This window comes from Candidatus Viadribacter manganicus (assembly GCF_001679665.1).
In the GTDB taxonomy this organism is placed as follows: Bacteria; Pseudomonadota; Alphaproteobacteria; order Caulobacterales; family Aquidulcibacteraceae; genus Vitreimonas; species Vitreimonas manganica.
This window is the reverse complement of record NZ_CP013244.1, coordinates 3,688,277-3,711,821: the sequence shown is the minus strand read 5'-3', so window position 1 is coordinate 3,711,821 and position 23,545 is coordinate 3,688,277. Positions and strand designations below refer to the sequence as shown.

Annotated in this window: 26 protein-coding genes and 1 pseudogene; 6 read left to right on the top strand and 21 right to left on the bottom strand. The window is 62.2% G+C overall.

Annotation, left to right across the window (positions count from 1 at the left end; genetic code table 11):
• Positions 1–18 precede the first annotated feature (18 nt).
• Positions 19–594, top strand: coding sequence for a GTP cyclohydrolase I FolE (gene folE / locus ATE48_RS19145; RefSeq protein ID WP_066774392.1), 576 nt, complete (start codon positions 19–21; stop codon positions 592–594).
• On the opposite strand, the gene gshB is transcribed toward folE, so the two are convergent.
• Genes gshB through ATE48_RS19130 form a run of 3 tightly spaced genes read right to left on the bottom strand, consistent with a single transcriptional unit; the run spans position 591 to position 4,259 of the window.
• Positions 591–1,529 carry a glutathione synthase gene (gene gshB / locus ATE48_RS19140; RefSeq protein ID WP_066774390.1) on the bottom strand — a complete coding sequence of 313 codons (939 nt, stop codon included), beginning with the start codon at positions 1,527–1,529 and terminating at the stop codon, positions 591–593. The genes folE and gshB overlap by 4 nt on opposite strands.
• On the bottom strand, positions 1,530–2,909 hold the full coding sequence (locus tag ATE48_RS19135) for a class II 3-deoxy-7-phosphoheptulonate synthase (RefSeq protein ID WP_066774388.1): 1,380 nt from the start codon (positions 2,907–2,909) through the stop codon (positions 1,530–1,532).
• A 12-nt stretch (positions 2,910–2,921) separates the two neighbouring features.
• On the bottom strand, positions 2,922–4,259 hold the full coding sequence (locus ATE48_RS19130) for an MgtC/SapB family protein (protein WP_066774386.1): 1,338 nt from the start codon (positions 4,257–4,259) through the stop codon (positions 2,922–2,924).
• Between the two features lie 114 nt (positions 4,260–4,373).
• Between ATE48_RS19130 and ATE48_RS19125 the strand changes: the two genes are divergently transcribed.
• From ATE48_RS19125 to msrB, 3 genes are read left to right on the top strand one after another with little or no spacing between them, the layout of a single operon-like run.
• The gene (locus ATE48_RS19125; RefSeq protein WP_156767868.1) at positions 4,374–5,663 is read left to right on the top strand and encodes an AAA family ATPase; all 1,290 of its coding nucleotides are present in this window, start codon (positions 4,374–4,376) and stop codon (positions 5,661–5,663) included.
• Entirely contained in the window at positions 5,660–6,070 is a 411-nt protein-coding gene (locus tag ATE48_RS19120; protein WP_066774382.1) for a hypothetical protein, read from the top strand. The genes ATE48_RS19125 and ATE48_RS19120 overlap by 4 nt, the downstream gene beginning before the upstream one ends.
• Positions 6,071–6,119: 49 nt before the next feature.
• Positions 6,120–6,590 carry a peptide-methionine (R)-S-oxide reductase MsrB gene (msrB, locus tag ATE48_RS19115; protein WP_066774379.1) on the top strand — a complete coding sequence of 157 codons (471 nt, stop codon included), beginning with the start codon at positions 6,120–6,122 and terminating at the stop codon, positions 6,588–6,590.
• Here msrB and ATE48_RS19110 read toward each other — a convergent pair.
• The gene (locus ATE48_RS19110; RefSeq protein ID WP_066774377.1) at positions 6,587–6,808 is read right to left on the bottom strand and encodes a hypothetical protein; all 222 of its coding nucleotides are present in this window, start codon (positions 6,806–6,808) and stop codon (positions 6,587–6,589) included. The genes msrB and ATE48_RS19110 overlap by 4 nt on opposite strands.
• A 216-nt stretch (positions 6,809–7,024) precedes the next feature.
• On the opposite strand from ATE48_RS19110, the gene ATE48_RS19105 reads away from it, so the two are divergent.
• On the top strand, positions 7,025–7,768 hold the full coding sequence (locus tag ATE48_RS19105) for an arginyltransferase (protein WP_066775419.1): 744 nt from the start codon (positions 7,025–7,027) through the stop codon (positions 7,766–7,768).
• Between the two features lie 62 nt (positions 7,769–7,830).
• The gene (locus ATE48_RS19100) at positions 7,831–8,319 is read left to right on the top strand and encodes a cupin domain-containing protein (RefSeq protein ID WP_066774374.1); all 489 of its coding nucleotides are present in this window, start codon (positions 7,831–7,833) and stop codon (positions 8,317–8,319) included.
• Here the strand turns inward: ATE48_RS19100 and ATE48_RS19095 are convergent.
• The 17 genes and pseudogenes from ATE48_RS19095 to rplQ all read right to left on the bottom strand — a co-directional run bounded on the left by ATE48_RS19095 (position 8,316) and on the right by rplQ (position 23,518).
• Positions 8,316–8,846, bottom strand: a complete 531-nt coding sequence (locus tag ATE48_RS19095; protein ID WP_156767867.1) for a hypothetical protein — start codon at positions 8,844–8,846, stop codon at positions 8,316–8,318. The two genes, ATE48_RS19100 and ATE48_RS19095, sit on opposite strands and share 4 nt — an antisense overlap.
• 174 nt (positions 8,847–9,020) lie before the next feature.
• A pseudogene (locus tag ATE48_RS20175) lies at positions 9,021–9,446 on the bottom strand (DUF992 domain-containing protein).
• 262 nt (positions 9,447–9,708) lie between these two features.
• A complete protein-coding gene (locus ATE48_RS19085; protein ID WP_066774365.1) occupies positions 9,709–11,241 on the bottom strand; it encodes an acyl-CoA carboxylase subunit beta in 1,533 nt (510 codons plus the stop codon).
• A gap of 70 nt (positions 11,242–11,311) precedes the next feature.
• Positions 11,312–12,073, bottom strand: a complete 762-nt coding sequence (locus tag ATE48_RS19080; protein WP_066774364.1) for a tetratricopeptide repeat protein — start codon at positions 12,071–12,073, stop codon at positions 11,312–11,314.
• 57 nt (positions 12,074–12,130) lie between these two features.
• Entirely contained in the window at positions 12,131–13,615 is a 1,485-nt protein-coding gene (locus ATE48_RS19075) for a putative 2OG-Fe(II) oxygenase (RefSeq protein WP_066774363.1), read from the bottom strand.
• Entirely contained in the window at positions 13,612–14,325 is a 714-nt protein-coding gene (locus tag ATE48_RS19070; RefSeq protein WP_066775416.1) for an ATP12 family chaperone protein, read from the bottom strand. The genes ATE48_RS19075 and ATE48_RS19070 overlap by 4 nt, the downstream gene beginning before the upstream one ends.
• Before the next feature lie 55 nt (positions 14,326–14,380).
• Complete coding sequence (locus ATE48_RS19065; protein WP_066774362.1) at positions 14,381–16,180, bottom strand: tetratricopeptide repeat protein; 1,800 nt, start codon at positions 16,178–16,180, stop codon at positions 14,381–14,383.
• Positions 16,177–17,172, bottom strand: coding sequence for an RluA family pseudouridine synthase (locus ATE48_RS19060; RefSeq protein ID WP_066774361.1), 996 nt, complete (start codon positions 17,170–17,172; stop codon positions 16,177–16,179). The genes ATE48_RS19065 and ATE48_RS19060 overlap by 4 nt, the downstream gene beginning before the upstream one ends.
• Positions 17,169–17,528: a fluoride efflux transporter CrcB gene (crcB, locus tag ATE48_RS19055; RefSeq protein WP_066774360.1), complete on the bottom strand. Its 360-nt coding sequence runs from the start codon at positions 17,526–17,528 to the stop codon at positions 17,169–17,171. Before crcB ends, ATE48_RS19060 begins: the two co-directional genes overlap by 4 nt.
• Positions 17,525–18,049 (bottom strand): CC0125/CC1285 family lipoprotein, encoded by a 525-nt coding sequence (locus ATE48_RS19050; RefSeq protein ID WP_066774359.1) that lies wholly within the window; start codon positions 18,047–18,049, stop codon positions 17,525–17,527. The genes crcB and ATE48_RS19050 overlap by 4 nt, the downstream gene beginning before the upstream one ends.
• 58 nt (positions 18,050–18,107) lie before the next feature.
• Positions 18,108–18,824 (bottom strand): RluA family pseudouridine synthase, encoded by a 717-nt coding sequence (locus ATE48_RS19045; protein ID WP_066774358.1) that lies wholly within the window; start codon positions 18,822–18,824, stop codon positions 18,108–18,110.
• Positions 18,825–18,827: 3 nt separating this feature from the next.
• Positions 18,828–20,135, bottom strand: coding sequence for a replication-associated recombination protein A (locus tag ATE48_RS19040; RefSeq protein WP_066774357.1), 1,308 nt, complete (start codon positions 20,133–20,135; stop codon positions 18,828–18,830).
• A gap of 50 nt (positions 20,136–20,185) precedes the next feature.
• Positions 20,186–21,640, bottom strand: a complete 1,455-nt coding sequence (locus ATE48_RS19035; protein ID WP_066774352.1) for a Do family serine endopeptidase — start codon at positions 21,638–21,640, stop codon at positions 20,186–20,188.
• A gap of 66 nt (positions 21,641–21,706) precedes the next feature.
• Positions 21,707–22,180 carry an SRPBCC domain-containing protein gene (locus ATE48_RS19030; protein ID WP_066774350.1) on the bottom strand — a complete coding sequence of 158 codons (474 nt, stop codon included), beginning with the start codon at positions 22,178–22,180 and terminating at the stop codon, positions 21,707–21,709.
• On the bottom strand, positions 22,177–22,551 hold the full coding sequence (locus ATE48_RS19025; RefSeq protein WP_066774343.1) for an ArsR/SmtB family transcription factor: 375 nt from the start codon (positions 22,549–22,551) through the stop codon (positions 22,177–22,179). Before ATE48_RS19025 ends, ATE48_RS19030 begins: the two co-directional genes overlap by 4 nt.
• The gene (locus ATE48_RS19020) at positions 22,503–22,976 is read right to left on the bottom strand and encodes a VOC family protein (protein WP_066774342.1); all 474 of its coding nucleotides are present in this window, start codon (positions 22,974–22,976) and stop codon (positions 22,503–22,505) included. Before ATE48_RS19020 ends, ATE48_RS19025 begins: the two co-directional genes overlap by 49 nt.
• Positions 22,977–23,101: 125 nt before the next feature.
• Positions 23,102–23,518, bottom strand: coding sequence for a 50S ribosomal protein L17 (gene rplQ / locus ATE48_RS19015; protein ID WP_066774340.1), 417 nt, complete (start codon positions 23,516–23,518; stop codon positions 23,102–23,104).
• Positions 23,519–23,545: the final 27 nt, after the last annotated feature.

The window sequence follows — 23,545 nt, the reverse complement described above, 5'->3', positions numbered from 1 at the left end:
GAACGTTAGACTTGCCGCATGACCAAGAAACGCACGCAAGCCGAAGCTGAAGCCGCCGTCCGCGTCTTGATAGAATGGGCCGGCGACGATCCCGATCGCGAAGGGCTACTTGAAACACCCGCGCGCGTTGCGCGCTCCTATCGCGAACTCTTCGCCGGCTATGCCGAAAATCCACGTGATTACCTCGAACGGACATTCGAGGAGGTCGGCGGTTACGATGAACTTATCGTCCTGCGCGACATACGCGTGGTCAGCTTCTGTGAACATCACATGCTGCCATTCACCGGCAGAGCACATGTCGGATACCTGCCGACCAACCGCGTCGTCGGTATCTCAAAGCTCTCGCGCGTGGTGAACGCCTTCTCACGGCGCCTGCAAATTCAAGAAAAGCTAACCGCCGAGATTGCGGACGCCATTCACGAAATCCTCCACCCGCAGGGCGTCGGCGTCATGATCGAATCTGAGCATTCGTGCATGTCGATGCGCGGTGTGAACACGCCTGGATCACATCTTGTGACATCGCGCCTTATGGGCGTCGTCCGCGATGATCCGCGCACGCGCAAAGAATTCTTGAGTCTCGCACGTGGCGGTTAGGCGATCGCTTCGACGCGGTCCCAGAACGCCTTCGGCAAATCAAGTCCAGAGAGCCGCTTCAGCTCCTGCGCCAAAGTGGGCGAGGTAACGTTGATCTCTATAAGCTTTCCCGCAATCACATCGAGACCGGCGAAGACAATGCCTTCCCGCTGCAACAGCGGCGCCACCGCCGCCGCGATTGCCCGATCGTCATCATCCAATTCACCGGCGGCGGCCTGACCACCCACAGCGAGATTGGCGCGGAAGTCACCGGCCTTGGGGAGCCGTTTCAAAGCGGCGAACGGCTCCCCATTCAGCACGAACACGCGCTTATCGCCGCCGGACACAGCAGGTAAAAATTCCTGCGCCAAAATCGGCTCGCGACCCGCGGCCGAGATAAATGCGCGCGCCTTCTTCTTGAACTGAGGATCGCTAGCGGCGAGCTTAATCACGCCTTCTCCGCCCATCATGAAGAGGATTTTGAGCACCACTTGGTCAAAGCGCTTTGCGAACGCTTCAAGAGCCTCAACGTCGCGACCAACCCAAGTTGTCGGCGTCAATTCCGGAAACTGCAGGATCGACATCTTTTCCGAGATGTTACGAATGCCCTGCGGTGGGTTGATGACAAGCGTATCGACCAATTCCAACAAATAGGTGTTGGAGACATATCCCATATCGAATGGGGGATCTTGGCGAACGAGGACAACATCAAAATCATCGACGGAGCGCACCGCCTCTTCGTGCGTCTCGTAGTGGGCCGCTTCAGTGAAACTAACCGAAACGCGGCGTGCGTTGGCCTTCACAACACCCGTATCGTAAAACAAGTCGTTTGGCGTGAACCACCACAGTTCATGCCCTCGCGCCTGCGCCTCGACCATCAGGGCAAGCGAAGTGTCATGGTTCACGATCATCTTCTCGATCGGATCCATTTGCACGGCAATGCGGAGCGATGTCATTTAGCCAGCCTGCGCCTTGCGCTCGTTCTCACGCACGCCACGTAGCTGCTCTGCGATCAGGAAGGCAAGGTCGAGCGCTTGGGTGCCGTTCAAGCGCGGATCACAGTGCGTGTGATAGCGGCTGGAAAGGTCTTCCTCAGTCACCCGCGACGCACCACCCAGACATTCCGTCACTTGCTGGCCCGTCATCTCGACGTGCACGCCGCCGGGATAAGCGCCTTCTGATGGCAAAATGTCCGTGAAAGCTCGCGCTTCAGCGAGAATGCGATCAAACGGCCGTGTCTTAAAGCCAGACGCCGTCTTCAGGGTATTGCCGTGCATGGGATCGCACGACCACACGACACTGCGCCCAGCCTTCGTCACGGCCCGAACGAGCTTAGGCAACCCAGACTCGACCTTGTCCGATCCGAAGCGCGCAATCAGAGTCAGCCGTCCCGGTTCGTCATTCGGATTGAGAGCATCGATCAATCTCAACAGATCGTCCGGCTCTAGTGAGGGCCCGCACTTAATGCCAATCGGATTCTTGATGCCGCGCGCGAACTCGACATGCGCGCCGTCGAGCTGACGCGTGCGATCACCGATCCAAACGAAATGCGCGCTCGTGTCGTACCAGTCTCCGGTCGTAGAATCGACGCGCGTCATGGCTTCCTCGTAGCCGAGCAATAACGCCTCGTGGCTCGTGTATACGTCCACGTGCCGAACCTGCGGCACGCTTTGCGGCGTGATCCCGCACGCTTCCATGAAGGCGATCGCCTCCGAAATGCGGTCGGCGATTTCCTGATAACGCTTGCCCTGGGGGCTATCGGCGACGAAGCCGACCATCCAGCGATGCACGTTGTGCAGATCAGCGTAGCCGCCGTTCGCGAACGCACGGATCAGATTCAGCGTTGCCGCCGATTGCGAATACGCCTTCACCAGCCGTTCGGGATCGGGCGTGCGCGACTGAGGCGTGAAGTCCATTCCGTTGATGTTGTCGCCCCGATAAGAGGGGAGCGTCACATCACCTTGGGTTTCAATCTGCTCTGAACGCGGCTTGCCGAACTGACCCGCGATGCGACCCACCTTCACCACCGGACGCGACGCCGCGAACGTGAGCACCACGCTCATCGCCATTAAGGTGCGAAACGTGTCGCGGATGTTGTCAGGATGAAATTCCTTGAAGCTCTCAGCGCAGTCGCCACCTTGCAGCAAGAACGCCTTTCCAGCCACGACGTTTGCGAGGTCAGCTTTCAGCTTGCGCGCTTCACCTGCGAACACCAGCGGCGGATATGACCGGAGTTGCTGCTCCACGCGCGCGAGCGCGCCTGGATCAGGGTAATCGGTGGGGATGTGCTTCGCGGGCTTCGCGCGCCATCCTGAAGGGGTCCATTTGTCTTTCATCGCACTGCGACCCTAACCGAATAAACGGGGCGCAAGCGAGGCCCCAAACGCTGTGTTGGGCTCCAACATGGGCGCAATGAGTGGCGTCACCAAGAACCAAACCGCCGCTGCGGCAATTGTCGCCGCCGCAGCCCCGGCGAAATAGAGAGCAGCATAGCGCAGGCCGCCCGAGACGAACGCGATCACTCCCTTGGCCAGTGTGTTCATCAGCACGGCGATCATCACCGCATGCGCCCCGATCGTCGGATCAAGGCCGCCTCGAACGAGGCTGCCAGTGGCCAGCGCGACCGCATCTACATCGGCAAGGCCAGCGGTGGCCGCGAATGGCAATAGACCGGCCTGACCATAGGCATCGGCGACGATGCGCCCGACCATGATTACCGCGCCGAGAAATGCCGCGAACTTCGCCACCGACATCAAATCGAGCGGACTGCGTAGTTTTTGTGAAGAATCTGAACTCGCGCTTTGACGATCAAAATGACGCATCGCGAAGGCCGTCGCGGCGAACACGATCAGCGCGGCTGCCAAGGCAGGTCCTGCTTCTGGCACGACGGGCAGCGCCGTTACGCTGAGCAACACAATCACGCGGCCAACGCTAATCGCTGCGGCAATTGACGCCGCAGCACCACCAACGAGCGCATGCGTTTCACCGGACCTGACACGTCTACCAAGCTCAGCGGTAACGACCGTCGATGAAACCAACGCGCCAGCCGCAGCGCCCGCCAGTACGCCGATGTCATTGCCAAGCACACGTACGGCCACGTAACCGGCGAAGGATGCGCCCGCCACGAGAATGGTGAGCAGCCAAAGCTCACGCAGATTGATTGCGCCCCAAGGATCAAGCGCTCGGTCCGGCAACAACGGGAGCGCGATAAAGGTCGCGCCCAAGATGAGCAGCGCCGAGCGCAGCTCCTTCCATGTTATTTTGTCGAGCCAGCTATGGAGGGCGCTCTTAAACGCCAGCAAGCCGACAAGGGCGACGCCCACTGCCGCTGCGACCCGCAAGTCACCCAGCATGGCATAAACGCCCAACGCGAAAACCAGCAGGCCTGCAATCGTCCCCGTTACCGAGAGATCATTGTCACGCTGACTCTCACGCACCTTGAAGGTGATGAACGCAGCCGCGAACGCCAGCGTCAGCGCCGCGAAACCAGTGGGGCCTACGGTTGGCAGCAGCGATCCGGTGACGCCGCCTAACAACCCGATCACCGCATGGGTCCGGAGGCCCGCCGCCCGCGTCCCGTCCGGGGCGTCACGATTCTTCCAGCCACGCTCGATGCCGACCAAAAAGCCGATGCCCAGCGCCATCGCGAGGCGCTGAAAGAGCTCGAGGAGGACCGGATCGGGCATGGCGGCAGAAGTCTTGGTGTGGCGCCGGGGTTCCTGCAAACCGACCGCGCCTGAAAGGGGAGCCAGGCCGCATTGCCAAGGTGTAATGACGCCGACTAGGTTCGCCGCCAAAGAGTGGGCGGAACCGACTGTATGGCAATTGCGGCGTATCTCGCCTTCGAACCGGAAGATGCCAACGCAGCCCACGCCGTCTCAGCCGAACTTGAGCAACACGGCTGGGACGTCCTTCGCTCGGGAGCGGAGTATCGTGTCCAGGACAAGTTGGGCGCCCTTGTCGAGGCTGTCGGCAAGGCCGCGATCGTCGTCGTGCTTGCGTCGCCGGCCGCGCAGGAGAGCGCCTGGATTCGGCGAGAAGTGGCCGCGGCCCTAAATAACGGGCGCAGCATCATCGTTGTGAAAACCAACGACCTCGCGGCAGAGTCCTGGATCAACCAAACGCTCGACCCGAGCAGCTTCATTGATTTGCGCCAAGGCGCGCAATCCGAGGTGCTGGCGCAGATCGTCGACCGGGCCCGCTCCGCCAACGGAGGCGGCCGGGTCATCGCGATGCTCAACATCAAGGGCGGCGTCGGCAAAACCGTTCTTGCCGCCAATCTGTTCGCGGCGGCGCATTTGGCGGACAAGCGGGCGATTAGCTTCATCGACCTCGATCCGCAGCACAATCTCACCCAGTATTTCCTTTCGCCCGGTGAGCGCCACCGCATTCGGGACCGCAACCACACGCTCTACGGCATCCTCAACGCCCGCGGCGAACACAGCACGCCGCCAGGCGATTTCGGCGCCATCTCGATCCCGCTAAACCGCGCCCGCCGTGGGAAGGGGCCGAACTTCGAGTTGGTTGCCGGTGACGAGCGCCTGTTTGAGTTCACCCTGGACACCCGCCCCGACCGGGACAAGGCCGAAGCTTTCACGCGTTTCCGCGCCCTAGTGGCCGCGCTTCGGGCGCGCTCCGACGCGGTGATTATCGACTCCAACCCCTGCGCTACCTTCTTGACGCGTTTGGCCATTACCACCGCCGACCACATCGTCGCCCCGGTACGACCGGAGCGTTATTCGCTCACCGGACTGAACATGCTCGAGCACGTTGTGCGTGAAGTCAGGGGAAGGGCGTTGCGGCCCGAGGAATTCTCGGTGCTCCTAAACGGCGTGAACGACCGTACCCGCTCGGGAGAAACTGGCGACGCCGATGCGCTCACGCGTGGTGAGATCCAGAACGCTCCGTTTTTCGGCAGCGCCCTGCTTCCGGACGAAGTGCCCTATTCCGCAGTCCTTCGCTCCGCCCCCACCGAACGCTTTGCGACCAATCCGATCAACGTCACTGCGATGATGCGCGTGGGAGGCCGTCCGGCCAAAGAAGCGCTCGCCCGCGCGGCAGCGGCCATCCTCCGCCGAGCCGCGCCATGACGCTTAAGGCGGACGACACCAAGCTGTTGCGCGCAGCTCTGGGCAAGCGCTCACGCGCCGAGCTGAAACGATTGTTCGCAATGGTGCGGACCCACCCCGATCGGGCGTTGTTTGCGGCCACGTTGCCGGCCAAGAAGAAAGCGCCGAAGCGCAAAGGCGACCCCCTGGTGCGCGAACTTGAGCAGACGCTGAAGCCGATCATGGGCCCCTCGCACGAGAAGGCGGACCTGCTGATTGAGCACATCGCTAAGAAGCACAAGCGCAAGCTGACCTTCCAACCCAAGGGCTTGGCGGAAGCGACGCGGCAGCTGCGGACCAAATTCAGCGACGATCAGATCAGCGCGGGGGCCAAGAGCCTCGTCTTGCATCTCGCCAAGCTCTACGGCGGCAGCGACGGCGTCGTGTAACCTCGCCCGTGACCTGGACGAACTTGGCGGTATTCACCAAGTTAGGGCCATGACGATTTCAGCATCCGGTTTCGACCTTACCCCGCCAACAGAATCCGAGCGCGAACGCCTTGAGGCGAGCCTGAACGAGGAAGAGCGTCGCGTGCTCTTGCACCACGGCACCGAGGCGCCGTTCTGTGGCGGCTTGCTCAATCAGAAGAAGACCGGCGTCTATTGCTGCCGGCTGTGCGGGCTGCCGCTGTTCAAACAGGAAACCAAATTCGAAAGCGGGACAGGCTGGCCAAGCTTTACGGGTCCGTTCGACCCCGCCCACGTGCTCGGAATTGAAGACAACTCCTACGGCATGCATCGGGTCGAGACGCGCTGTGCGCGCTGCGACAGTCATCAAGGACACCTCTTCCCGGATGGCCCACGCCCAACCGGCCTGCGCTATTGCATCAATTCGGTGTCGCTGAGCTTCGTCGCCGACGGCGACGCACTGCCGGACCCTCTAGGGCGGGCCGAACGCATCGCGGCTTAGTGGCGGGCCTTCTTCAGCTGTTCGATCAGCCGATCGAGGTCACGGCGCATGGCATGAGTGATCACGTCGTCGGCCTCAGTGCCCTTGAAAGTGCTGAGCGCGCGAGAAACCACGCGCCCCACCAGAAGGCTAGCCTCGTTCGTATCGTTCGTGAATTGACGCGCCTTAGCGGCAAGCTCGCCCTGGCGTGATAAAATGGCCGTCACAGGTTGCGCCATGGCGCTCTCCCTCTGCTTCGGGCCGAACAGCTCCCCCAGTCCGCGCGGCAGATGCAAAGACGATAACAGAGTTTTCCCCAATTCGGAGAGCCAATCGTAATCTGTGGGCAGATTTTTAGGCCAAGTGCAGGACCTAAAAGGCTTCGTTAAGTCTAACAGCGTGGAATGCGTGAGCTGTCTTGACGCCGTGAAAGGTTGGGCGACCATGTCCGCGACGTGACGAAGCCATTTCCAACCAAGAATCTGCGCTTCTTTCTGACAGCGCCGTCTCCCTGCCCCTATTTGCCAGGCCGGAAGGAGCGCAAGGTTTTCACCGCGCTTGATGGCCTGGACGCTGGCGAACTGCACGACGTCCTGACAAACGCTGGTTTTCGCCGCTCGCAGAACATCGCTTACAGACCGTCTTGCGACGCGTGCGACGCCTGCATATCGGCCCGCGTGCCGGTCGAAAAATTCGAGTTCACGCGCCGCTGGCGCAAGATCATGTTGCGCAACGCCGACCTGACGCGCGCCCTTCGCCCAGCTCAAGCCACTGAAGAACAGTTTTTCCTTCTGCGCCGCTACCTGGCGTCGCGCCACGCCGATGGCGGCATGGCTGACATGACCTTCACCGACTTCGCGGCCATGGTGGAGGAGTCCGCCGTTCACACCCATATCGTCGAGTACCGATATTCCGATGGCCCCAACCGGGGTGAGCTCGCTTCCGCCGCGCTTGTAGATGCACTCGGCGATGGTCTCTCGATGGTCTACTCGTTCTTCGAGCCAGATGACTCGCGGCGGAGCCCCGGCGTGTACGTCATCCTTGACCACATCCAGCAAGCGCGCGCCGCCGGCTTTGGTTATCTCTATCTCGGCTACTGGATCCCCGGCTCCGATAAGATGCACTACAAAGCCGAGTTCCGGCCGCTTGAGCTTTTGTTGGGCGGCGAGTGGCGCCCCTACGAGCCGGTCGAGTTCTAAGTTCAGATCGCATTATCGCGCCACGGCCTCGCTGTAGGATAGATTTCTACGCGAGGTGAATAATGGCTGAGTCGAAGAAGCCGCTCTGGCGGTCGAGCGAAATTCCCGCCGCGATGCGGCCCTTCAGTCAGAAGCTCAATCCCAATTCGCTTTTTCGCGCCGCGGGGCTCTCACGGCTCGCCGGAATGAACCGGGCGCATGTCAGTCTAGTGAAGCTGCCACCTGGCAAAGATAGCTTCGCCTACCATGCTCACATGCTCGAAGAAGAATGGATCTACATCATCTCCGGGCGCGCCATGGCGGACATTGATGGCAAGACCGCAGAAGTAGGTCCCGGCGATTTCATGGGCTTTGCCACACCTAGCGTGCCGCACCTTCTGCGCAACACGTTTGACGAAGAGTGCGTCTATCTGATGGGCGGGGAAGATAAGCCGATCGATGTCGTCTCGTATCCCGATCTCGATAAACGCTACCTCTTGATGCAGACGGACAAGGGCGCCGAATTTTACGAACTCGGCGAACCGACCAAACCTCTGGCGAAGCCCGACTAGAGCACGACACCTTCACGCGTGCGGGCGCCTTCGGGCGCAGCGTAACCGAAGCGTGCGCAGATGCGGCTGCTGACTGCTTCGGGTCCTGGCGGCTCGTCGCCTGAGAACACCAACATCGTCACGGTGGTCGCGCGTTCATCGTAGGCGAGCGCGACGTATTGCGGCCGTTCGGCGCCGCAAAGACCGATGACGCCGGCTGGCGTCACTTGCTCTGTAATGCGCCGCAACTCGATCGACAGCGAGCCAGGGCCGACGACTGCCGCCGCATAGCTATCGCCGTTCTTCGCGATGAGATCGCCGCCGTGACGAGGTGTCAGAGTGCGTGTGTAGAGGATGACGCCGTTGCTGAAGGTGACGCCGCCGCGCTGAATGATCATCGCGCCGGTGATTGCGCGCGCGGTATTGGAGCTGGCTTTGTAATCACCGCTGAGCGCGACGTATTGGCCCCTGGGCGCCGCAACCGAAGTCTCTGCGGTCCCTTGGGAACACGCGGAGAGCGCGATCAAGAAAAGAAGGGCGGCAGCCAAACGCATCGCGCCTTGTACTCCTGCACCCGCCCGCTCGCGACCGTTCCCCATCGCAAAACCGGCTTGGTTGGTCGCCTTATCGGCGCCACACGACGCTTCATCGTCGGCCGATCAAGCCAAGCACGAAAACGCGACGCAGATCACTCCGCGCCGCGTTCGCATTCAGCCCTGATCTCAGCCTTGGCGGAGCGTAATCACGCCAGCGCCGGCAGCGACAGCCAGGCCTGAATTGCCTTCAACGCTCACAGGTTGGAACGCGATCGAACGATCGAAGCCACCGATGAGCACGTTGGCGCCGAGACCGACGCCGACCGTGGCTTGGCCCGAGACGCCGCCACAATCACCCTCGAGCGCACCGCGCGCCATGCTCGAACTCGGCGCGACGACCGCCCAAACAAGCGTTGCGTCGCTGGCCTAGCCAAGCTCGATGCCATAGCGCGACAATTCACCGGTGTAGTGCTCGTCGCGGCCATCGACTGGATTGAACACACAATGCATGTCGCGGCTTGATGCGACGACATGGCCCCAACCGCCATCGACTTGACAGCGCAATGTGCCGACGTTCACTCCGGCGTTGTCGGCGTTTGCAGACGGCGCCATCGCAATCAGCGCGACCGCAGCCAGACCCGCTTTCAGAAAAGATTCATTACGCATCACACATGCTCCTCGCGTTAGTGTCATGCGACGAGACAACAAGGTCCTGCGCAAACCGTTACGGGAACTCAGGGCGCCGCGCGCAGTACTGCAGCAACAACGCAACACGGGAACTTCGCGCACATGGAAACCGGAGCCGGAGTCGTCAAACCGGCAAGCATCCGCTTCGTCTCGGTGTAAGCCATCCTCGATGGGAGTCGCGTCACCCTCACAACGGAATGTTGTCGTGCTTCTTCCAGGGGTTCTCTAGCTTCTTGTTCTTCAGCGTGCCGAGCGCGCGGATGATGCGTTTGCGGGTGTCACGCGGCATGATGACGTCGTCGACGTAGCCGAGGCTCGCGGCTACGAACGGATTGGCGAAGCGATCGGAATATTCCTGCGTGCGCGCAGCGATCTTTTCGGGATCGCCAATATCGGCGCGGAAAATGATTTCGACGGCGCCCTTCGCGCCCATCACCGCGATCTCGGCGCTGGGCCAAGCGTAGTTCACGTCGCCGCGCAGGTGCTTTGAACTCATGACGTCATAGGCGCCGCCATAGGCTTTGCGCGTGATCACCGTGACTTTCGGCACCGTGGCTTCGCCGTAGGCGAACAAGAGCTTGGCGCCGTGCTTGATGAGGCCGCCCAGCTCTTGCTTGGTGCCCGGCAAGAATCCCGGCACGTCCACGAAGGTCACGATGGGAATGTTGAAGGCGTCGCAGAAGCGCACGAAGCGCGCGGCTTTGCGCGAAGCGTCGATATCGAGCACGCCGGCGAGCACCATCGGCTGGTTGGCGACGATGCCGACGGTCGAGCCATCGAGGCGGACGAAACCGGTCAGGATGTTCTTGCCGAAATCGGCGCCAATCTCGAAGAAGTCGCCCTCGTCCGCGACCTTCTCGACCAGCTCTTTCATGTCGTAGGGCTTGTTCGGATTGTCGGGGATTAGGCGATCGAGCGAGGTCTCCTCGCGCGTGACGTCATCGAAGTGCGGCCGCGTCGGCGGCTTCTCGCGATTTGAGAGCGGCAGGAAATCGATCAGACGTCGCATCTGCGTCAGCGTCTCGAAATCGTTTTCATAGGCGCCATCGACGACGCCGGATTTGCTGGAGTGCACACGCGCACCGCCAAGCTCTTCAGCGGTGACGACTTCGTTCGTCACCGTCTTCACCACGTCAGGGCCGGTCACGAACATGTAGCTCGTGTCTTTCACCATGAAGATGAAGTCGGTCATCGCCGGCGAATAGACGTCCCCACCCGCGCATGGCCCCATGATCACGCTGATCTGTGGGATGACGCCGGAGGCGAGAATATTGCGCTGGAAGATGTCTGCGTAACCGGCGAGCGATTCCACGCCCTCTTGAATGCGGGCGCCGCCAGCGTCGAAAATGCCGACGATTGGCGCGCCGTTCTTCATCGCCATGTCCTGCACCTTGCAGATCTTGGCCGCGTGGGCGCCAGAGAGCGATCCGCCAAAGACGGTGAAGTCCTTGGAAAACACATAGACGAGGCGGCCGTTGATGGCGCCCCAGCCGGTGACGACGCCATCGCCCGGGATCTTGGTTTTCTCCATGCCGAATTCGTGGCTGCGATGTTCGACGAACATGTCGAACTCTTCGAACGAGCCTTCGTCGAGCAGAAGTTCAATGCGTTCGCGCGCCGTGAGCTTGCCCTTGGCGTGCTGGGCCGCGTGGCGCTTCTCACCCCCGCCCGCGCGCGCTGCTGCGCGCTTGGCTTCCAGGGCGGCGATAATATCTTTCATGGGCGGAGAGCTCCCAACGCAAACGATGCGTCAGGGGGTAGCTTCCGGCCGGGAGTGAGGCAAGCGCCGGTTAGACCCGCTTGCGGGCTGCCGCGACGCGATCTTGAAGGTGCGGCAGGTTTGGCCAGCGGCGCGCAGCGTCTTCATAAGCCGCGCGGGCGTCGGCCTTGCGGCCGAGCGCTTCCAAAGCGGCGCCACGGTTCATGGCCAAGACCGGCAGATCAAGACCGCTACGGGTCAGATCATCGAAGATGGTCAGCGCGTCTTGGGGACGGTTCAACTGCATCAGGGCCGCGGCTTTCGCGTGCTGTGCGTTTGGATCCTGGCGATTGAGCTTTACTGCCTCTTCAGCAGCGGCGAGCGCTTCCTGGCTCTTGCCCTGTGCGCGCAGTGCGTTCGAGAGCGCCTCCCACGTCGATGACGTCGGCGCGGCGTTGGCTTGGCGCGCAACACGCTCAGCGTCGGCGAAACGCTGGGTGATATAGTAAGCTTGCGAGAGAACGACGAGCAGACCCGGCCAGGTTTGATCGATGCGCGCCGCGGCGGTGTAGGCTTCGATGGCGCCGTTGTGGTCGCCGATCTCGGACATGACGTGCCCGAGGCCGATATGGTGACGCAGCGCGTTTGGCTCGGCGCTGATGGCGGCGCGCAAGAGCTGCACGCTTTCAGCTGGACGCCCCTGCGCCATGCGCACCATCGCCATCACGTGCTGGGCGTCGGCCGGCGCGCGCGAAATGTCGGGCCATGTCTGCGAAAGCAATCGCTCGGCGCCGGCGGGATCGCCGTTTTTGACTGAGAGTTCAGCTTGATCGAGGACGGCGTCGTTGCTCATTTCGGTCTCCGTTGACGCCGGTTTGCAACATGAAATGCCGCCTTACAAGCGCGTGCTTCAGGCGGGTACGACGTCGAACGGCGCGGTCATGCGTTCGCCTTGTGAGAACGGTATGGTGCCGTGCCACATGTAAGAAGGGAAAAGCACCAGCCGGCCCTCTTTGGGCTGGACGACTTTTTCGACCGTGCAATGCGGCGTGGGCCAGCGCGGTTCGCCGAACTTGATCCAGCCTTCCTGGCTGTCGCCGAATTTTGTGACCTCAGGCAGCGAGACATAATAGGCCGAACTGATCCAGCCCTCCGGGTGGAGGTGGTTCACGTGATAGCCGCTTGGTTTCAGCTTCACCGACCAACAGCCGGACAATCTGAATTTATCGGTCTTGCGCCCGCTCCACGGATGATTGGGCTTCTGCATCGTGGCGATGTAGGCGCGGATCGGATCTTCGAGCGCGCGCAGATATCGCTGCACGATCGGGTCCTCAACATAAAGCAGGCTACGCGTCGTCTGCGATCCATGCCGAAGCGATTGATCGAGTGGATGGGTTTCCAGAACGTGCAGGCGCTCCAGGCTCTCGCGCAGGGCCGCGTTGAAATCAGCAAACGAGGCGAAACCCTGCGGCGCTTCGAGATCGTGCGGCTGGACCATCAGATCGTAGTCGCAGAGCTCATGATAACGAGGATCGCCGAGCTGGCGGTAGGCCATCGACTGATAGCAAATCCAATCGCCATTCAGCGGTTGCGCTTGGAGTAACGGCGTGAGCTCTCGCAGAGCCTCATCGCCGCGCCCGAGGCGGAGAAGCGCACAAATGAGATTGCCGCGAACGAATGGAACGTGTGGCGCATCGGCAACCGCCGCGCGCAGCAGCGGCAAGCCTTCAGCGGTGCGGTCCATTTCGTCCAGCAACACCCCGAGCGCGCCCTGCAATGGGCCATTGCCAGGTTGCTTGTGAAGGCCCTCGATCAGGACCTCTTCAGCGCGCGCGCGCTGATCGGCGCGGCGGAGAATATCGGAATAGCCGATGCGTAGATGGAGGGAGTCAGGCTGGCGCTGAACGGCGGCCCCATAATCGCGCGCGAAACTTTCTCCCGCGCCGCGCATCCAGCGCACGCTGGCCAGCATGCTTTGCAGAGCTTGGTCCTGCGGCCAGCGCTTGGCAGCCTCCAACAAGGCGCCTTCGGCTTCCGCGTCACGCGTAAGGCCCAGCAGCGCGACGGCCCGGTTTAGATGCAATTGCGGCGCGGCGACGCCGCGTTGAAGCAATTGATCGAAGATCGCCAACGCCTCGGTGTTGCGCCCCAACTTTCCGAGGATGAAGGCGCGTCCGTGCTGGGCGCTGGCGCTATGGGGCGCGCGTGCGGCTGCTTGATTAGCGGCGTCAAGCGCTTCCTCAAGACGATCCTGCGCCCGCAAGGCGTTGGCCAGAACTTCGAACGCCTCGGCGCTCGGCGCTTCTGCAAGCGCGGCGCGCGCAATCTGCTCGGCTCCACGAAAGTTACCTGCGCTCATTTGGGCTTGCGCGCGCTTTTGCACCTCGGCGTTCATCCAAGCGCTCCGAGGAAACGCCCAATCGCCTGGAACTCGGCCTGCTCGCGCACAAGTCGCGCGCGCGCCTCGTCATCCTCGCCCCATTTCTCCAGGCCCCAAAGATTATCCAGTGCGGCGGCGTTGAAAGCATCGTCGGGCGTGAGCTTACCGCGCACCAGCGCAAGCCCAATCAGCACGGATCCGGCAAGGCCCGTCGCTTGCGAGAGCGCGGTCATTCGAAAATCATCCAACGCCAACGCATGTTGACGGAGGGACGCGAGCATCTGCGGGCCTGGACGCGCGGCAATAATGCCGGTGACCACGGGAAGCGTCACACCAAGCGTTTCAGTCGCCCACGCAACGATGGGATCCCAGTACACTGCTTGCTTGGCGCGCAGATCGGAAGGCGCATCGGCGCGATGGCAGCAAAGATCGGTCTCACCAAAGGCCGTCACGTAATCGACGAGCTGCTCGCGATTTTTGACGGTCCAATCCAACGTCGCAAAGGCAAACTGGCTAACCGGCATTGAGGTCGGGATGATCTGCTCGCCCTGCGCCGCCCACTCGCTCGCGCAAGCCTCAGCCAGCGCACGCGTCGGCGATACAAACACGGCGCCGCCAGGTGTCCGCAGCGTTCGCGCATCAAGCGCCACGCCGAAACCGCCATCATTCTCCACGACGGAAACAGCTTCGTAGAAGCGGCGAGGCAATGCAGGCGCGTCAGTCACGACATTCATTTAGCCGATAGCGGTCTCAGACGCATCCGGGCGCGCCGCCGCATCGTCAGCTTGGCGTGAGGTCAAACGCCATACTGAGGCGCTCTGCGCCCTCGAACGGCACAGTCCCGTGCCACATGTACGATGGAAACAGCACCAGCATGCCTGAATGGGGCTCGACGAACTTCTCAGGGCCGCAATTAGCCGGAGGCCGGTTTGGTTCACCGAACTTCAGCCAGCCGGCGCGCGGATCCTTGGGCCGCTCGCCCGGCATGATCGACACAAAATAAGCCGAACTGATCCAGCCGCGATCGTGGACGTGGTTTGGCTGGTAGCCGCCGTCAGTGAGGCGCACCGACCACAGGCCGGCGTAACGCGAATGCTTACCCCGCCGCACGCCGACTGGGTCGTTCTCGGCCAACCGTCCGGCATAGTCGCGCACAGCGACATCCATGGCTGCGAGGAAGTGCTTGATCACGGGTTCATCGAGCGTGAGCAAGCTGCGCCCAGTTTGCGATCCATTCGGAATGTATTGATCCAAAGGATGCGCGTTGGTCTTGTGCTGCGCGCGCAACATCACAGCGAGACCGGCGTTAAATGCCTCGGTGGTGAAAAAGCCCTGCGGCGGCGGAATCTCATAGGTACGCACGAAGCGATCGTAGTCGCACCATACCCGGTACTCGGGATGCTCCAGCATACGCATCGCCGTGGTCGCGCAGGCGATGAGATATTGCTCATGCGGTTGCTCGACGCGAAGTTCGTTCACGATCCGCAGGACCTCTTCGGGCTGACCGGCGCGAAGCAGCGTTGAAAGCAGGTTGCGCTGTGCGGCGCGAGATGGCGCCACTTCAGCGGCGCGCCGCAACACGCGCAGTCCGTCGAAGGGACGATCCAGTTCGTCGAGAACGACACCCATGGCCGTCAGCAATGCAGGCGTATCCGGCGCCAGGCGCAAGGCTTCGTCGAGCACGGCCAGCGCTTTGGTGTTGTGCCCACCGCGATGCAAAGAGTCGGCGCAGGCTAGGCGCAGACCCAAATCGTTTGGGCGCGCGAGGATAGCCGCCTCATTAGCTGCAACGGATTTCTCCGCTTGGCCGGCAAGGGATTTTATTCTCGATAGCGTCGATTGAAGCGTCGTTACATTCGGCCAGAGACGCACACCGTGTTCTGCGATGTCTTCGGCGTCCTTCTTGCGCCCCTCCGCATAGAGCGCGCGCGCCAAATGCAAGGCGAGGTCAGGCGTGTCGATTTCCTGGCGTGCGAGCTTCTCGAAAATCGCGAGAGCTTCGGTATTGCGCCCCACTTTTTCGAGCGCCGTCGCGTGATTATAGCGCAGGCCGCGCAAGCTCGGGCCGTATTTGAGCGCAGTTTCGGCGGTGGTGAGCGCATCTTGGTGACGCTCCTGCGCGCGTTGGACGGTTCCGAGGAGCGTCCAGCTTTCAGGCCCTGGAGCGATGGCGATGTACTCACGCGCCTCGCGCTCGGCCTCGTTAAGATCGCCCAAAGACATCAGGCAACGCACAATGCTGACGCGGACCATCAAGAGGCCGGGCGCCAATGCAGACGCGGCGCGGAAAATCTTGATCGCGTCTTCGTAGGCGCCGCGCGATTGCAGCACGACGCCGAGTTCATTGTAATATTGGCCCGAGCGCAAATCGTGCGCGATGGCGGCGCGGAAATAGCGCTCGGCCTCCGGCAACTGGCCTTGGGCTTTCTTGATCTGGCCCATTAGATGTTGAACCGGCGCGTCGGCTTTAAACTGATGGATCACAGGCGCCAGAATGCGTTCGGCGCCGACCGCATCGTTTTGGTTCAACAATTCCCGCGCGGCATTGACGAAAGCATCCGCTTCCAGCGTGCCCTTCATCGCGTTCCCTCGAACGGTTTGAAGGGGTCGCGCATCTCGCCTTCCTCAAAGCCAAGTGTGTTGAACGCTGCTTTGATATGGCCGGTCAGCTTGGCGATGACCTTGAGTTCGCCGCCCGACGGGTGCGGCATGCGAATGGCTCGTGCATGCAGAAGCAGCGCGCCACCGAGATCGTTTGGCGTCGGCCGATCGCATTTATATTTCGGATCGCCGGCGATCGCGTGCCCCATCTCGGCCATATGAAAGCGGAGCTGGTGGGTGCGCCCCGTAACCGGGCGCAACGCAACCCACGCTGCGCGCTGCGCCGCTTCCGACACCACTGCGTACTGCGTGATGGCGTGGACCGCGCCCTCTTCGGTTTGAAGCGCGCGAACCATCATTTCACGATCAGCATCGCGAGGCCCCGGCGCCTTACGTATCCATGAGCGCAACTCGCCGACCTTAGGACGCGGCGAGCCAACAACGATTGCCCAATATATTTTATCGGTGTCGCGATCGCGGAAAGCTTCGGCGAGAAATGCAGCAGCGCGAGGATGGCGCGCCAGCACCAGGCATCCCGATGTATCGCGATCGAGGCGGTGCACGAGCTTGGGTTTCTGTTCGGCGTCAAACTTCAGCCCATCCATCAAGGCGTCGAGATGGCGGGGCGTTTTCGCGCCGCCTTGCACGGCGAGGCCGTGCGGCTTGTTCAGAACAATGACATCCTCATCACGATGGATAACCAGAGAGCGAACGTATTCAGCGTCCTTCTCTGAGATCGCGCCGGGCGGCGGACGTGTGGGCGCATCCGGGAGCGGGGGAATGCGAACGCTCTGCCCCGGCGACACGCGGTCGGAAGCTTTGACGCGCGCGCCATCGACGCGCACCTGACCGGTGCGCAGCAGCTTTTCAACCTGCCCTTGTGTCAGTTGCGGATAACGGCGCCGCAGCCAGCGATCGATCCGTGGCTCGCCATCATCTGCACCGACTTCAACGGTCTCGACCGACCTCATGCGCGTCCCACACTCAAACCAATCCAACAGGCGCCGACACTCAGCACCACCGACGCGGCAGCATAGAGCAACGCAAGGCCGGGTTGATGCTCCAACAGACGCACCGTCTCCAGCGAAAACGCCGAAAACGTGGTGAAGCCGCCCAGAACACCCACACCGAGGGCAAGGCGAAGCGCCTCCTGCTCAGGCCCTACCCTGGCTGCCAACAAGCCCATCGCGAGGCCGCCGACGACGTTGACGACAAGCGTGCCCCACGGAAACACCAGGCCAAACAGCCGCGCGGCGCCGACGCCCACGCCGTAGCGAGCAACCGCGCCAAACGCGCCGCCCGCGGCCACCAGCAACAAATTCATCATCCGATGGTCGAAATCCGAGCGCGGATCGCCTGCGAGGTCGAGCGGGCGTCATACGCATTGGCATCGTCCGGCTTTGGGCCTTCGCCAAACCGAATTTCGTACGTCGCGCCACGTGCTCGCGGCGCCTGCGGCTGGTTGCCGAGCGGAATGTTGAAGCCAACACCGACGCTGGCGCCGCTGCTACGTCCATAGCTGCCGCCACCGATACCGACACCGAGACTCGGACCTGTCGAACGAGCCGCGCTCTGCTGATCCAAGCTTCGCCGATCAACCCAGAACCACTCGCGACCGTTTTGAAGCGTGAGTTCAGCAGCCCGCAGCAGTGCGTAATCTTCGAGGCGGGCCGCTTCAGCGCCACTCGGCGCGCGATAGGTCACAAAGTAGCGGTTCGACTCAATCTGCGTCTCGGAATAGCCCGCGCTACTGGCCGAGGCGGCCGCCGTGTAAGGCGGCCCAGCCGGTGTGCTGGCGCAGGCGACCAAGGCGAAAGCCGCCGCGGCGAAGCTCAGAATTCGGATCATGATCGTTCCTCTGGAATCCCTCGTCGCACCTTAGCAGGTATCTCGAGCGTTGGGGGTCTCAAGCCCCAGTGATCAGCCCAAGAGCTTGAGCTACCGCCTGAAATTCGGGGGGCGGAGGCGCGGCAACGAGGCGGCGCCCACCGGCCGGATGAGGCACATCAAGGGCCGCGGCATGCAGCAACAGACGGGGAATGTCCGTCCCGCCCAGCCGATAGAGCCCGCCGTATTTCCCGTCTCCGGCGATGGGCCGGCCGATCGCCGCCATGTGGGCGCGCAACTGATGCATGCGGCCAGTTTCGGGCGCAAGTTCCACGAGCGCCGCCTCGGGCGTGGCGACGAGCGTGCGATAGCGGGTCAACGCCGCCTGGCCGTCGGCCGCGACCTCCATGATGTCGAGCCCCTTCCGCGACGACTTCTTCAGCCTCAACGCAATCTCGCCAGTGTCGGGCGTTGGCGCGCCGCCGCATACGATCGCGAGATAGGTCTTCTTCACTGCACGCCCCGCGAACGCCTCCGAAAAGAACGCTGCCGCGGGCTTGGTGCGGGCGGCTATGATGACGCCGGATGTTTCGCGATCGAGGCGGTGCACGAGACGCGGTTGCTTTCCGTTCGACTTCGCAAACGCCGCCAACATGTCTTCCAAACTGAGTGCGACTCCCGAACCGCCCTGCACGGCAAGTCCGGACGGTTTGTTGAACGCGATGAACGTCGCGTCTTCATCGATCATGAGCGCGCGCGCGGCCGCGGCTTCTTCGGGGGAGATTGGTCGCGCCATAGCCTATGCGCCGTCACGTTCGGCGCGAACCTTGGCCCAGTGTTCAAGCCGCTCTCGAATTGCGCCTTCGCGGCCACGCCCTTCAGGGGCGTAGAACTGACGTCGCTTCATCTCATCGGGAAAATAATTTTGACCCGAAAAGCCGCCTTCTGCGTCGTGATCGTAGGAATAGCCGCTGCCGTAGCCCAGATCCTTCATGAGCTTCGTCGGCGCATTGCGAATGTGCATCGGCGGCCCGAGAGCGCCGGTCTCCTGCGCAGCTTGCTTGGCCTGCTTCCAGGCCGTGTAAGCCGCGTTTGATTTCGGCGCAGTCGCCAGGTGAATGACGGCTTGAGCGAGATGCAACTCGGCTTCTGGCGGGCCAATGAAGTGCACAGCATCTTTCGCGGCGTTCGCAATCAAAAGCGCGGTCGGATCTGCGAGACCGATATCTTCTGCGGCGGCGCGCACCAGACGCCGCGCAATGAAGAGCAAGTCCTCGCCGCCGGTTACCATGCGCGCGAGCCAATAGAGCGCGGCGTCCGGATCGGAGCCGCGAATGCTTTTGTGCAGCGCCGAGATGAGGTTGTAGTGCTCCTCACGATCCTTGTCGTAGGCCGGCGCGCGCTTTTGCAAGAGTTCACCGAGCGCACGTGCATCAAGCGGCGCCTTGGCTTGAAGCGCGAACAACTCCTCACTGAGCGTCAGCAGATAGCGGCCATCGCCATCGGCGAGGTTGGTAAAAGCAATTCGAGCTTCGTCTGTCAGCGGCAGCTTCCTGCCTAGGAGCGCTTCTGCTCGCTGCAACAATTGATCGAGCGCGCCATCATCCAGGCGCTTCAGTACGAACACTTGGGCGCGCGACAAGAGCGCCGCGTTGATCTCGAAACTCGGGTTCTCGGTGGTGGCGCCGACGAGGGTCACGACGCCCTGCTCGACATAGGGCAAGAACCCATCTTGCTGCGCACGGTTGAAACGATGGATTTCATCCACGAACAGCAATGTGGACTTGCCGGAGGCGCGCCGGCCGCGCGCCGTCTCGAAGGCCTTCTTCAGATCGGCGACGCCTGAGAACACTGCGCTGATCTGCTGAAACTCGAGGCCGGTCTCTTCGGCGAGCAAGCGCGCGATCGTGGTTTTGCCGACGCCCGGCGGGCCCCACAAAATCATGGACGCCAAGCGCCTCTGCGCCACCATCCGTCCGATCGGACCTTGCGGCTTCAGCAGGTGATCTTGGCCGACCACTTCATCGAGTTTGCGCGGACGCAACCGCTCGGCCAGGGGCGTCGGGGCGCCCTGATCCAGGCCTGCGGCTTCGAACAAATCGCTCATGTTCGCAACATAGGCCTTCTCGAAGCGAGAGACGACCTAGTCGTCGAGACCTAGAAGCGAAGCTCAGCCCGCTGACCGTTGCGCTCGACGCCGATGACCCAGGTCCGAGATTGCGCCATGGCGCGATCAAGCTGGGCAGCGTCGCGGATTTGCGCGCCGTTCACTTCGTCGATGATGTCTCCGGGGCGGAAACCGATGCGCGCGGCGACACCGCGCGTGTCCAAGGCCTGGATGAATACGCCGTCCGCAAATGGATCGAGGCCGGAGGCTTCGGCTGTGGCAGGGGTCAAGCTCACGACGCGCGCTCCAGAAAGCGGGTGACGGCCCGAAAGCTCACGCGGGTCTGGCGCGCCGCCGGGAGGGGCTTCGGCATTGGCTGTGATGGTCACTTCCCGCCCATCGCGCAACAGCACGAGCGGAACGCGCGCGCCGGGACGTTGCGTCGCAAATTGGTAGCGGACGGCGCCTTCGTCGCGCACTTCGATACCGGCGACGCGCAAGATAACGTCACCAGTGCGCAGCCCCGCGCGCTCACCGGCGGCGCGGGGATAAAGATCGCTTACGAGCACGCCTTCAGGGCGCGGCAGACCAAGCGCTCGCGCTTGCTCTTGCGTCACGGCTTGCATGCGCGCGCCAAGCCACGGGCGAATGACTGTGCGTCCACCAGAGACGGCAGATTCAACGACGCGGCGCACCATTTCGGCGGGAATGGCAAAGCCGATTCCGTTCGATCCGCCGGTTTCGGAGAAAATCGCGCTGTTGATGCCCACGAGCGAGCCGCTCATGTCGACGAGTGCGCCACCGGAATTGCCGCGGTTAATCGCGGCGTCCGTCTGGATGAAGAACGCGTAGTCGGAAATGCCAACGTCGGTGCGCGCCAAAGCTGAGATGATGCCGCTCGTTACGGTTTGTTCGAGCCCATACGGGTTGCCGATCGCGAGAACGAGGTCGCCAACTTGGAGATTGCTCTGTGTGTTCGCAAACGCAAGGGTCGGCAGGCGTTCGCCGTTCGTATTGATGCGCAACACCGCAAGATCAACCCGCTGATCTGCGAGTACGAGTTCTGCGTCGAACTCACGGCGATCGGAGAGCACGACCTTCAGCGATTGCGCGCCGTCGATGACGTGGTTGTTTGTAACGATGATGCCGTCTTCGCGGACGATGACCCCAGAGCCGAGTGAGTTCTCGACGCGCGGAGCGCTGAAGCGCCCGAAGAACGGATCGCGCGCCATCGAGCGGGAAACGCGTTGCGCATAGACGTTCACGACCGCAGGGCCAGCACGCGCCGCCACCGGGGCGAACGAAAGCTGCACCTCGCCGCGGCCCGAAGGCGCCGTGCGAACGAGCGGCTGCGCCTGCACCAGCTGCAGTTGCGGCTCGTCATTTGAGGCCGGGATCTGGCGCTCTGTCGCCATCGGGGCAACGGCCAAGGCGCCGCCGGCGAAGCCAGCGACAAGCGCTGCGTACGGAGACGCTTTCAAGAGAGTGGAACGCGTAAATTTCATGGGTCCGCCGCCTCGACAAATCGCTGCCGGATCATGCGCCGGGACGGGGCAGAAACATGGCGAAACTCAGGGGCGCGCGACGATCCGGGCAGCCAAAGCGGCCAACAGCGCGCGCCAATGTTCGCTGAGGCGCATCTGCGTGGCGGCCAACGGGAAGCCATGCCTTGCGACGTGGTCTTGAGGGATCATATCCCATCCCCGATGCTCGACCGTGACGCGCGTTTCATCGCCGACAGGCTCGAAACGAATTTCCACGGTCGTCACCTGATCCGCCGCGAAGGTCGCGGCGCGCCACGTGAAAGCCAACCGCTCGCCTGGCCGCCAAGCGCTAACACGGCCAATCTCAAAGACCGTGCCATTCGGAAGGTCCGTGACGAGACGCCCGCCTTGCCCTGCCTCGAACCGCAACACGCCGTCACCGCGCGGCGTGAGCGCGAACAAGCCGTTTGGCCGCCACCACGTGGCGATATCTTGTGTGAAAGCGTCAAAGGCCTCCTGTGGTGTTGCCTTCACACGCAACGAGACGATGACGGCGCTCATTTGCGCTTTTTCTCTATGTGCGCCTTGAACGACGCGAGCTGATCGCTCCACATCCGCTCGGTGTCCGCCAGCCACTTCTTCAGGTCAGCCATCGCGCCTTCCTTCAGCGTGTATATCCGCACCCGCGCATCGAACTCAGGATGGGTTTCCTCCACGAGGCCGCACTGCTTCAGCTCCCGCAAATGCCGGCTCATAGCGGGCGCAGGCAGGCCCAATGCCTCAGCAAGCTCGCCGGCGCGACGCGGCCGCTGGCCCAGCAGCTCGACCGCGCGTCGCCGATGTGGGTCAGCGAGCGCAGCGAGTGTTTGATCTATCGAACGCCTCACAGGCTGGTTTGCGTTCGCATGCCGCCACCGGCGGCCTTGTCCCATTCGGCAGGCGTCATTTCCTGAACCGTCACGCCGAACGTCCAAATGTGGCCCTCGCCGTCACGCGCACGGTAGGTGCGATCGCCGTAGAACTGCGTCGATGGCTCTTGCATGATCTCAGCGCCGGCTTTTCGCGCGCGTCCACAATGGGCGTCGATGTCTTCACCACGCGTCAGTTGAACGTGCACGGTTTGGGTGTTCTTTCCGCCTAAAGACTTGGGGCTCTTGTGATCGGCGCTCCACTCATTGCCGATCATCACGACGCTATCGCCGTATTTCATCTCAGAATGGGCGATGTTGTCGTTCTCATCGAGAATGACCATTAGCGGCTCGAAGCCGAACGCCTCCTCCAGCCAACGAAATGCGGTCTTTGGGTCCCCATAACATACGGCGCTCGAAAGACCTTTGGGACGGTAGAAATCCGACATCTCGATCTCCTGCTAAATCGTGCAATATTTCTACATTTTCGCAAATATCGAGTCAAGCGCGCGAAAATGAAAAGCGGCGCCACTTTCGTGACGCCGCTTGGTTCAAAGCTCTTTCGAGCGAAGGATCAGTTGTCGGTGTAGATAGCTTCCGGGCGCGGGCCGCTATCTTGGCCAAGAGCGCTTTCATCGCGATCAACAAGTTCGATCACCGCGAGGGGAGCGTTGTCGCCATGGCGGAAGCCCGCCTTCAGCACGCGCGTGTAGCCGCCCGCACGAGCCTTGTAGCGCGGCGCAAGCGTCTCGAAGAGCTTCTTGGTTTGGGTCTCATCGCGCATGCGCGAGAGCACCAGACGGCGCGATCCGAGATCACCCTTCTTGGCGAGCGTCACGAGACGCTCAAACACCGGGCGAAGGGCCTTGGCCTTCGGCAGCGTGGTCACGATTTGCTCGTGCTTGATCAGCGAGGCCGCCATGTTGGCGAACATCGCCTGGCGGTGGCTGGCGGTGCGGCCGAGCTTCTTGTGTCCTGAACCGTGACGCATTGTCTTTTCCTCGCCGGCTTAAACGCC

What these genes read in the sequence shown, in the direction of transcription:
- folE (WP_066774392.1), top strand. Translation starts at nt 19, where the DNA reads ATGACCAAGAAACGCACGCAAGCCGAAGCTGAAGCCGCCGTCCGCGTC.
- gshB (WP_066774390.1), bottom strand. Translation starts at nt 1,529, where the DNA reads ATGACATCGCTCCGCATTGCCGTGCAAATGGATCCGATCGAGAAGATG.
- ATE48_RS19135 (WP_066774388.1), bottom strand. Translation starts at nt 2,909, where the DNA reads ATGAAAGACAAATGGACCCCTTCAGGATGGCGCGCGAAGCCCGCGAAG.
- ATE48_RS19130 (WP_066774386.1), bottom strand. Translation starts at nt 4,259, where the DNA reads ATGCCCGATCCGGTCCTCCTCGAGCTCTTTCAGCGCCTCGCGATGGCG.
- ATE48_RS19120 (WP_066774382.1), top strand. Translation starts at nt 5,660, where the DNA reads ATGACGCTTAAGGCGGACGACACCAAGCTGTTGCGCGCAGCTCTGGGC.
- msrB (WP_066774379.1), top strand. Translation starts at nt 6,120, where the DNA reads ATGACGATTTCAGCATCCGGTTTCGACCTTACCCCGCCAACAGAATCC.
- ATE48_RS19110 (WP_066774377.1), bottom strand. Translation starts at nt 6,808, where the DNA reads ATGGCGCAACCTGTGACGGCCATTTTATCACGCCAGGGCGAGCTTGCC.
- ATE48_RS19100 (WP_066774374.1), top strand. Translation starts at nt 7,831, where the DNA reads ATGGCTGAGTCGAAGAAGCCGCTCTGGCGGTCGAGCGAAATTCCCGCC.
- ATE48_RS19085 (WP_066774365.1), bottom strand. Translation starts at nt 11,241, where the DNA reads ATGAAAGATATTATCGCCGCCCTGGAAGCCAAGCGCGCAGCAGCGCGC.
- ATE48_RS19080 (WP_066774364.1), bottom strand. Translation starts at nt 12,073, where the DNA reads ATGAGCAACGACGCCGTCCTCGATCAAGCTGAACTCTCAGTCAAAAAC.
- ATE48_RS19075 (WP_066774363.1), bottom strand. Translation starts at nt 13,615, where the DNA reads ATGAACGCCGAGGTGCAAAAGCGCGCGCAAGCCCAAATGAGCGCAGGT.
- ATE48_RS19065 (WP_066774362.1), bottom strand. Translation starts at nt 16,180, where the DNA reads ATGAAGGGCACGCTGGAAGCGGATGCTTTCGTCAATGCCGCGCGGGAA.
- ATE48_RS19060 (WP_066774361.1), bottom strand. Translation starts at nt 17,172, where the DNA reads ATGAGGTCGGTCGAGACCGTTGAAGTCGGTGCAGATGATGGCGAGCCA.
- crcB (WP_066774360.1), bottom strand. Translation starts at nt 17,528, where the DNA reads ATGATGAATTTGTTGCTGGTGGCCGCGGGCGGCGCGTTTGGCGCGGTT.
- ATE48_RS19050 (WP_066774359.1), bottom strand. Translation starts at nt 18,049, where the DNA reads ATGATCCGAATTCTGAGCTTCGCCGCGGCGGCTTTCGCCTTGGTCGCC.
- ATE48_RS19045 (WP_066774358.1), bottom strand. Translation starts at nt 18,824, where the DNA reads ATGGCGCGACCAATCTCCCCCGAAGAAGCCGCGGCCGCGCGCGCGCTC.
- ATE48_RS19040 (WP_066774357.1), bottom strand. Translation starts at nt 20,135, where the DNA reads ATGAGCGATTTGTTCGAAGCCGCAGGCCTGGATCAGGGCGCCCCGACG.
- ATE48_RS19035 (WP_066774352.1), bottom strand. Translation starts at nt 21,640, where the DNA reads ATGAAATTTACGCGTTCCACTCTCTTGAAAGCGTCTCCGTACGCAGCG.
- ATE48_RS19030 (WP_066774350.1), bottom strand. Translation starts at nt 22,180, where the DNA reads ATGAGCGCCGTCATCGTCTCGTTGCGTGTGAAGGCAACACCACAGGAG.
- ATE48_RS19025 (WP_066774343.1), bottom strand. Translation starts at nt 22,551, where the DNA reads ATGGGACAAGGCCGCCGGTGGCGGCATGCGAACGCAAACCAGCCTGTG.
- ATE48_RS19020 (WP_066774342.1), bottom strand. Translation starts at nt 22,976, where the DNA reads ATGTCGGATTTCTACCGTCCCAAAGGTCTTTCGAGCGCCGTATGTTAT.
- rplQ (WP_066774340.1), bottom strand. Translation starts at nt 23,518, where the DNA reads ATGCGTCACGGTTCAGGACACAAGAAGCTCGGCCGCACCGCCAGCCAC.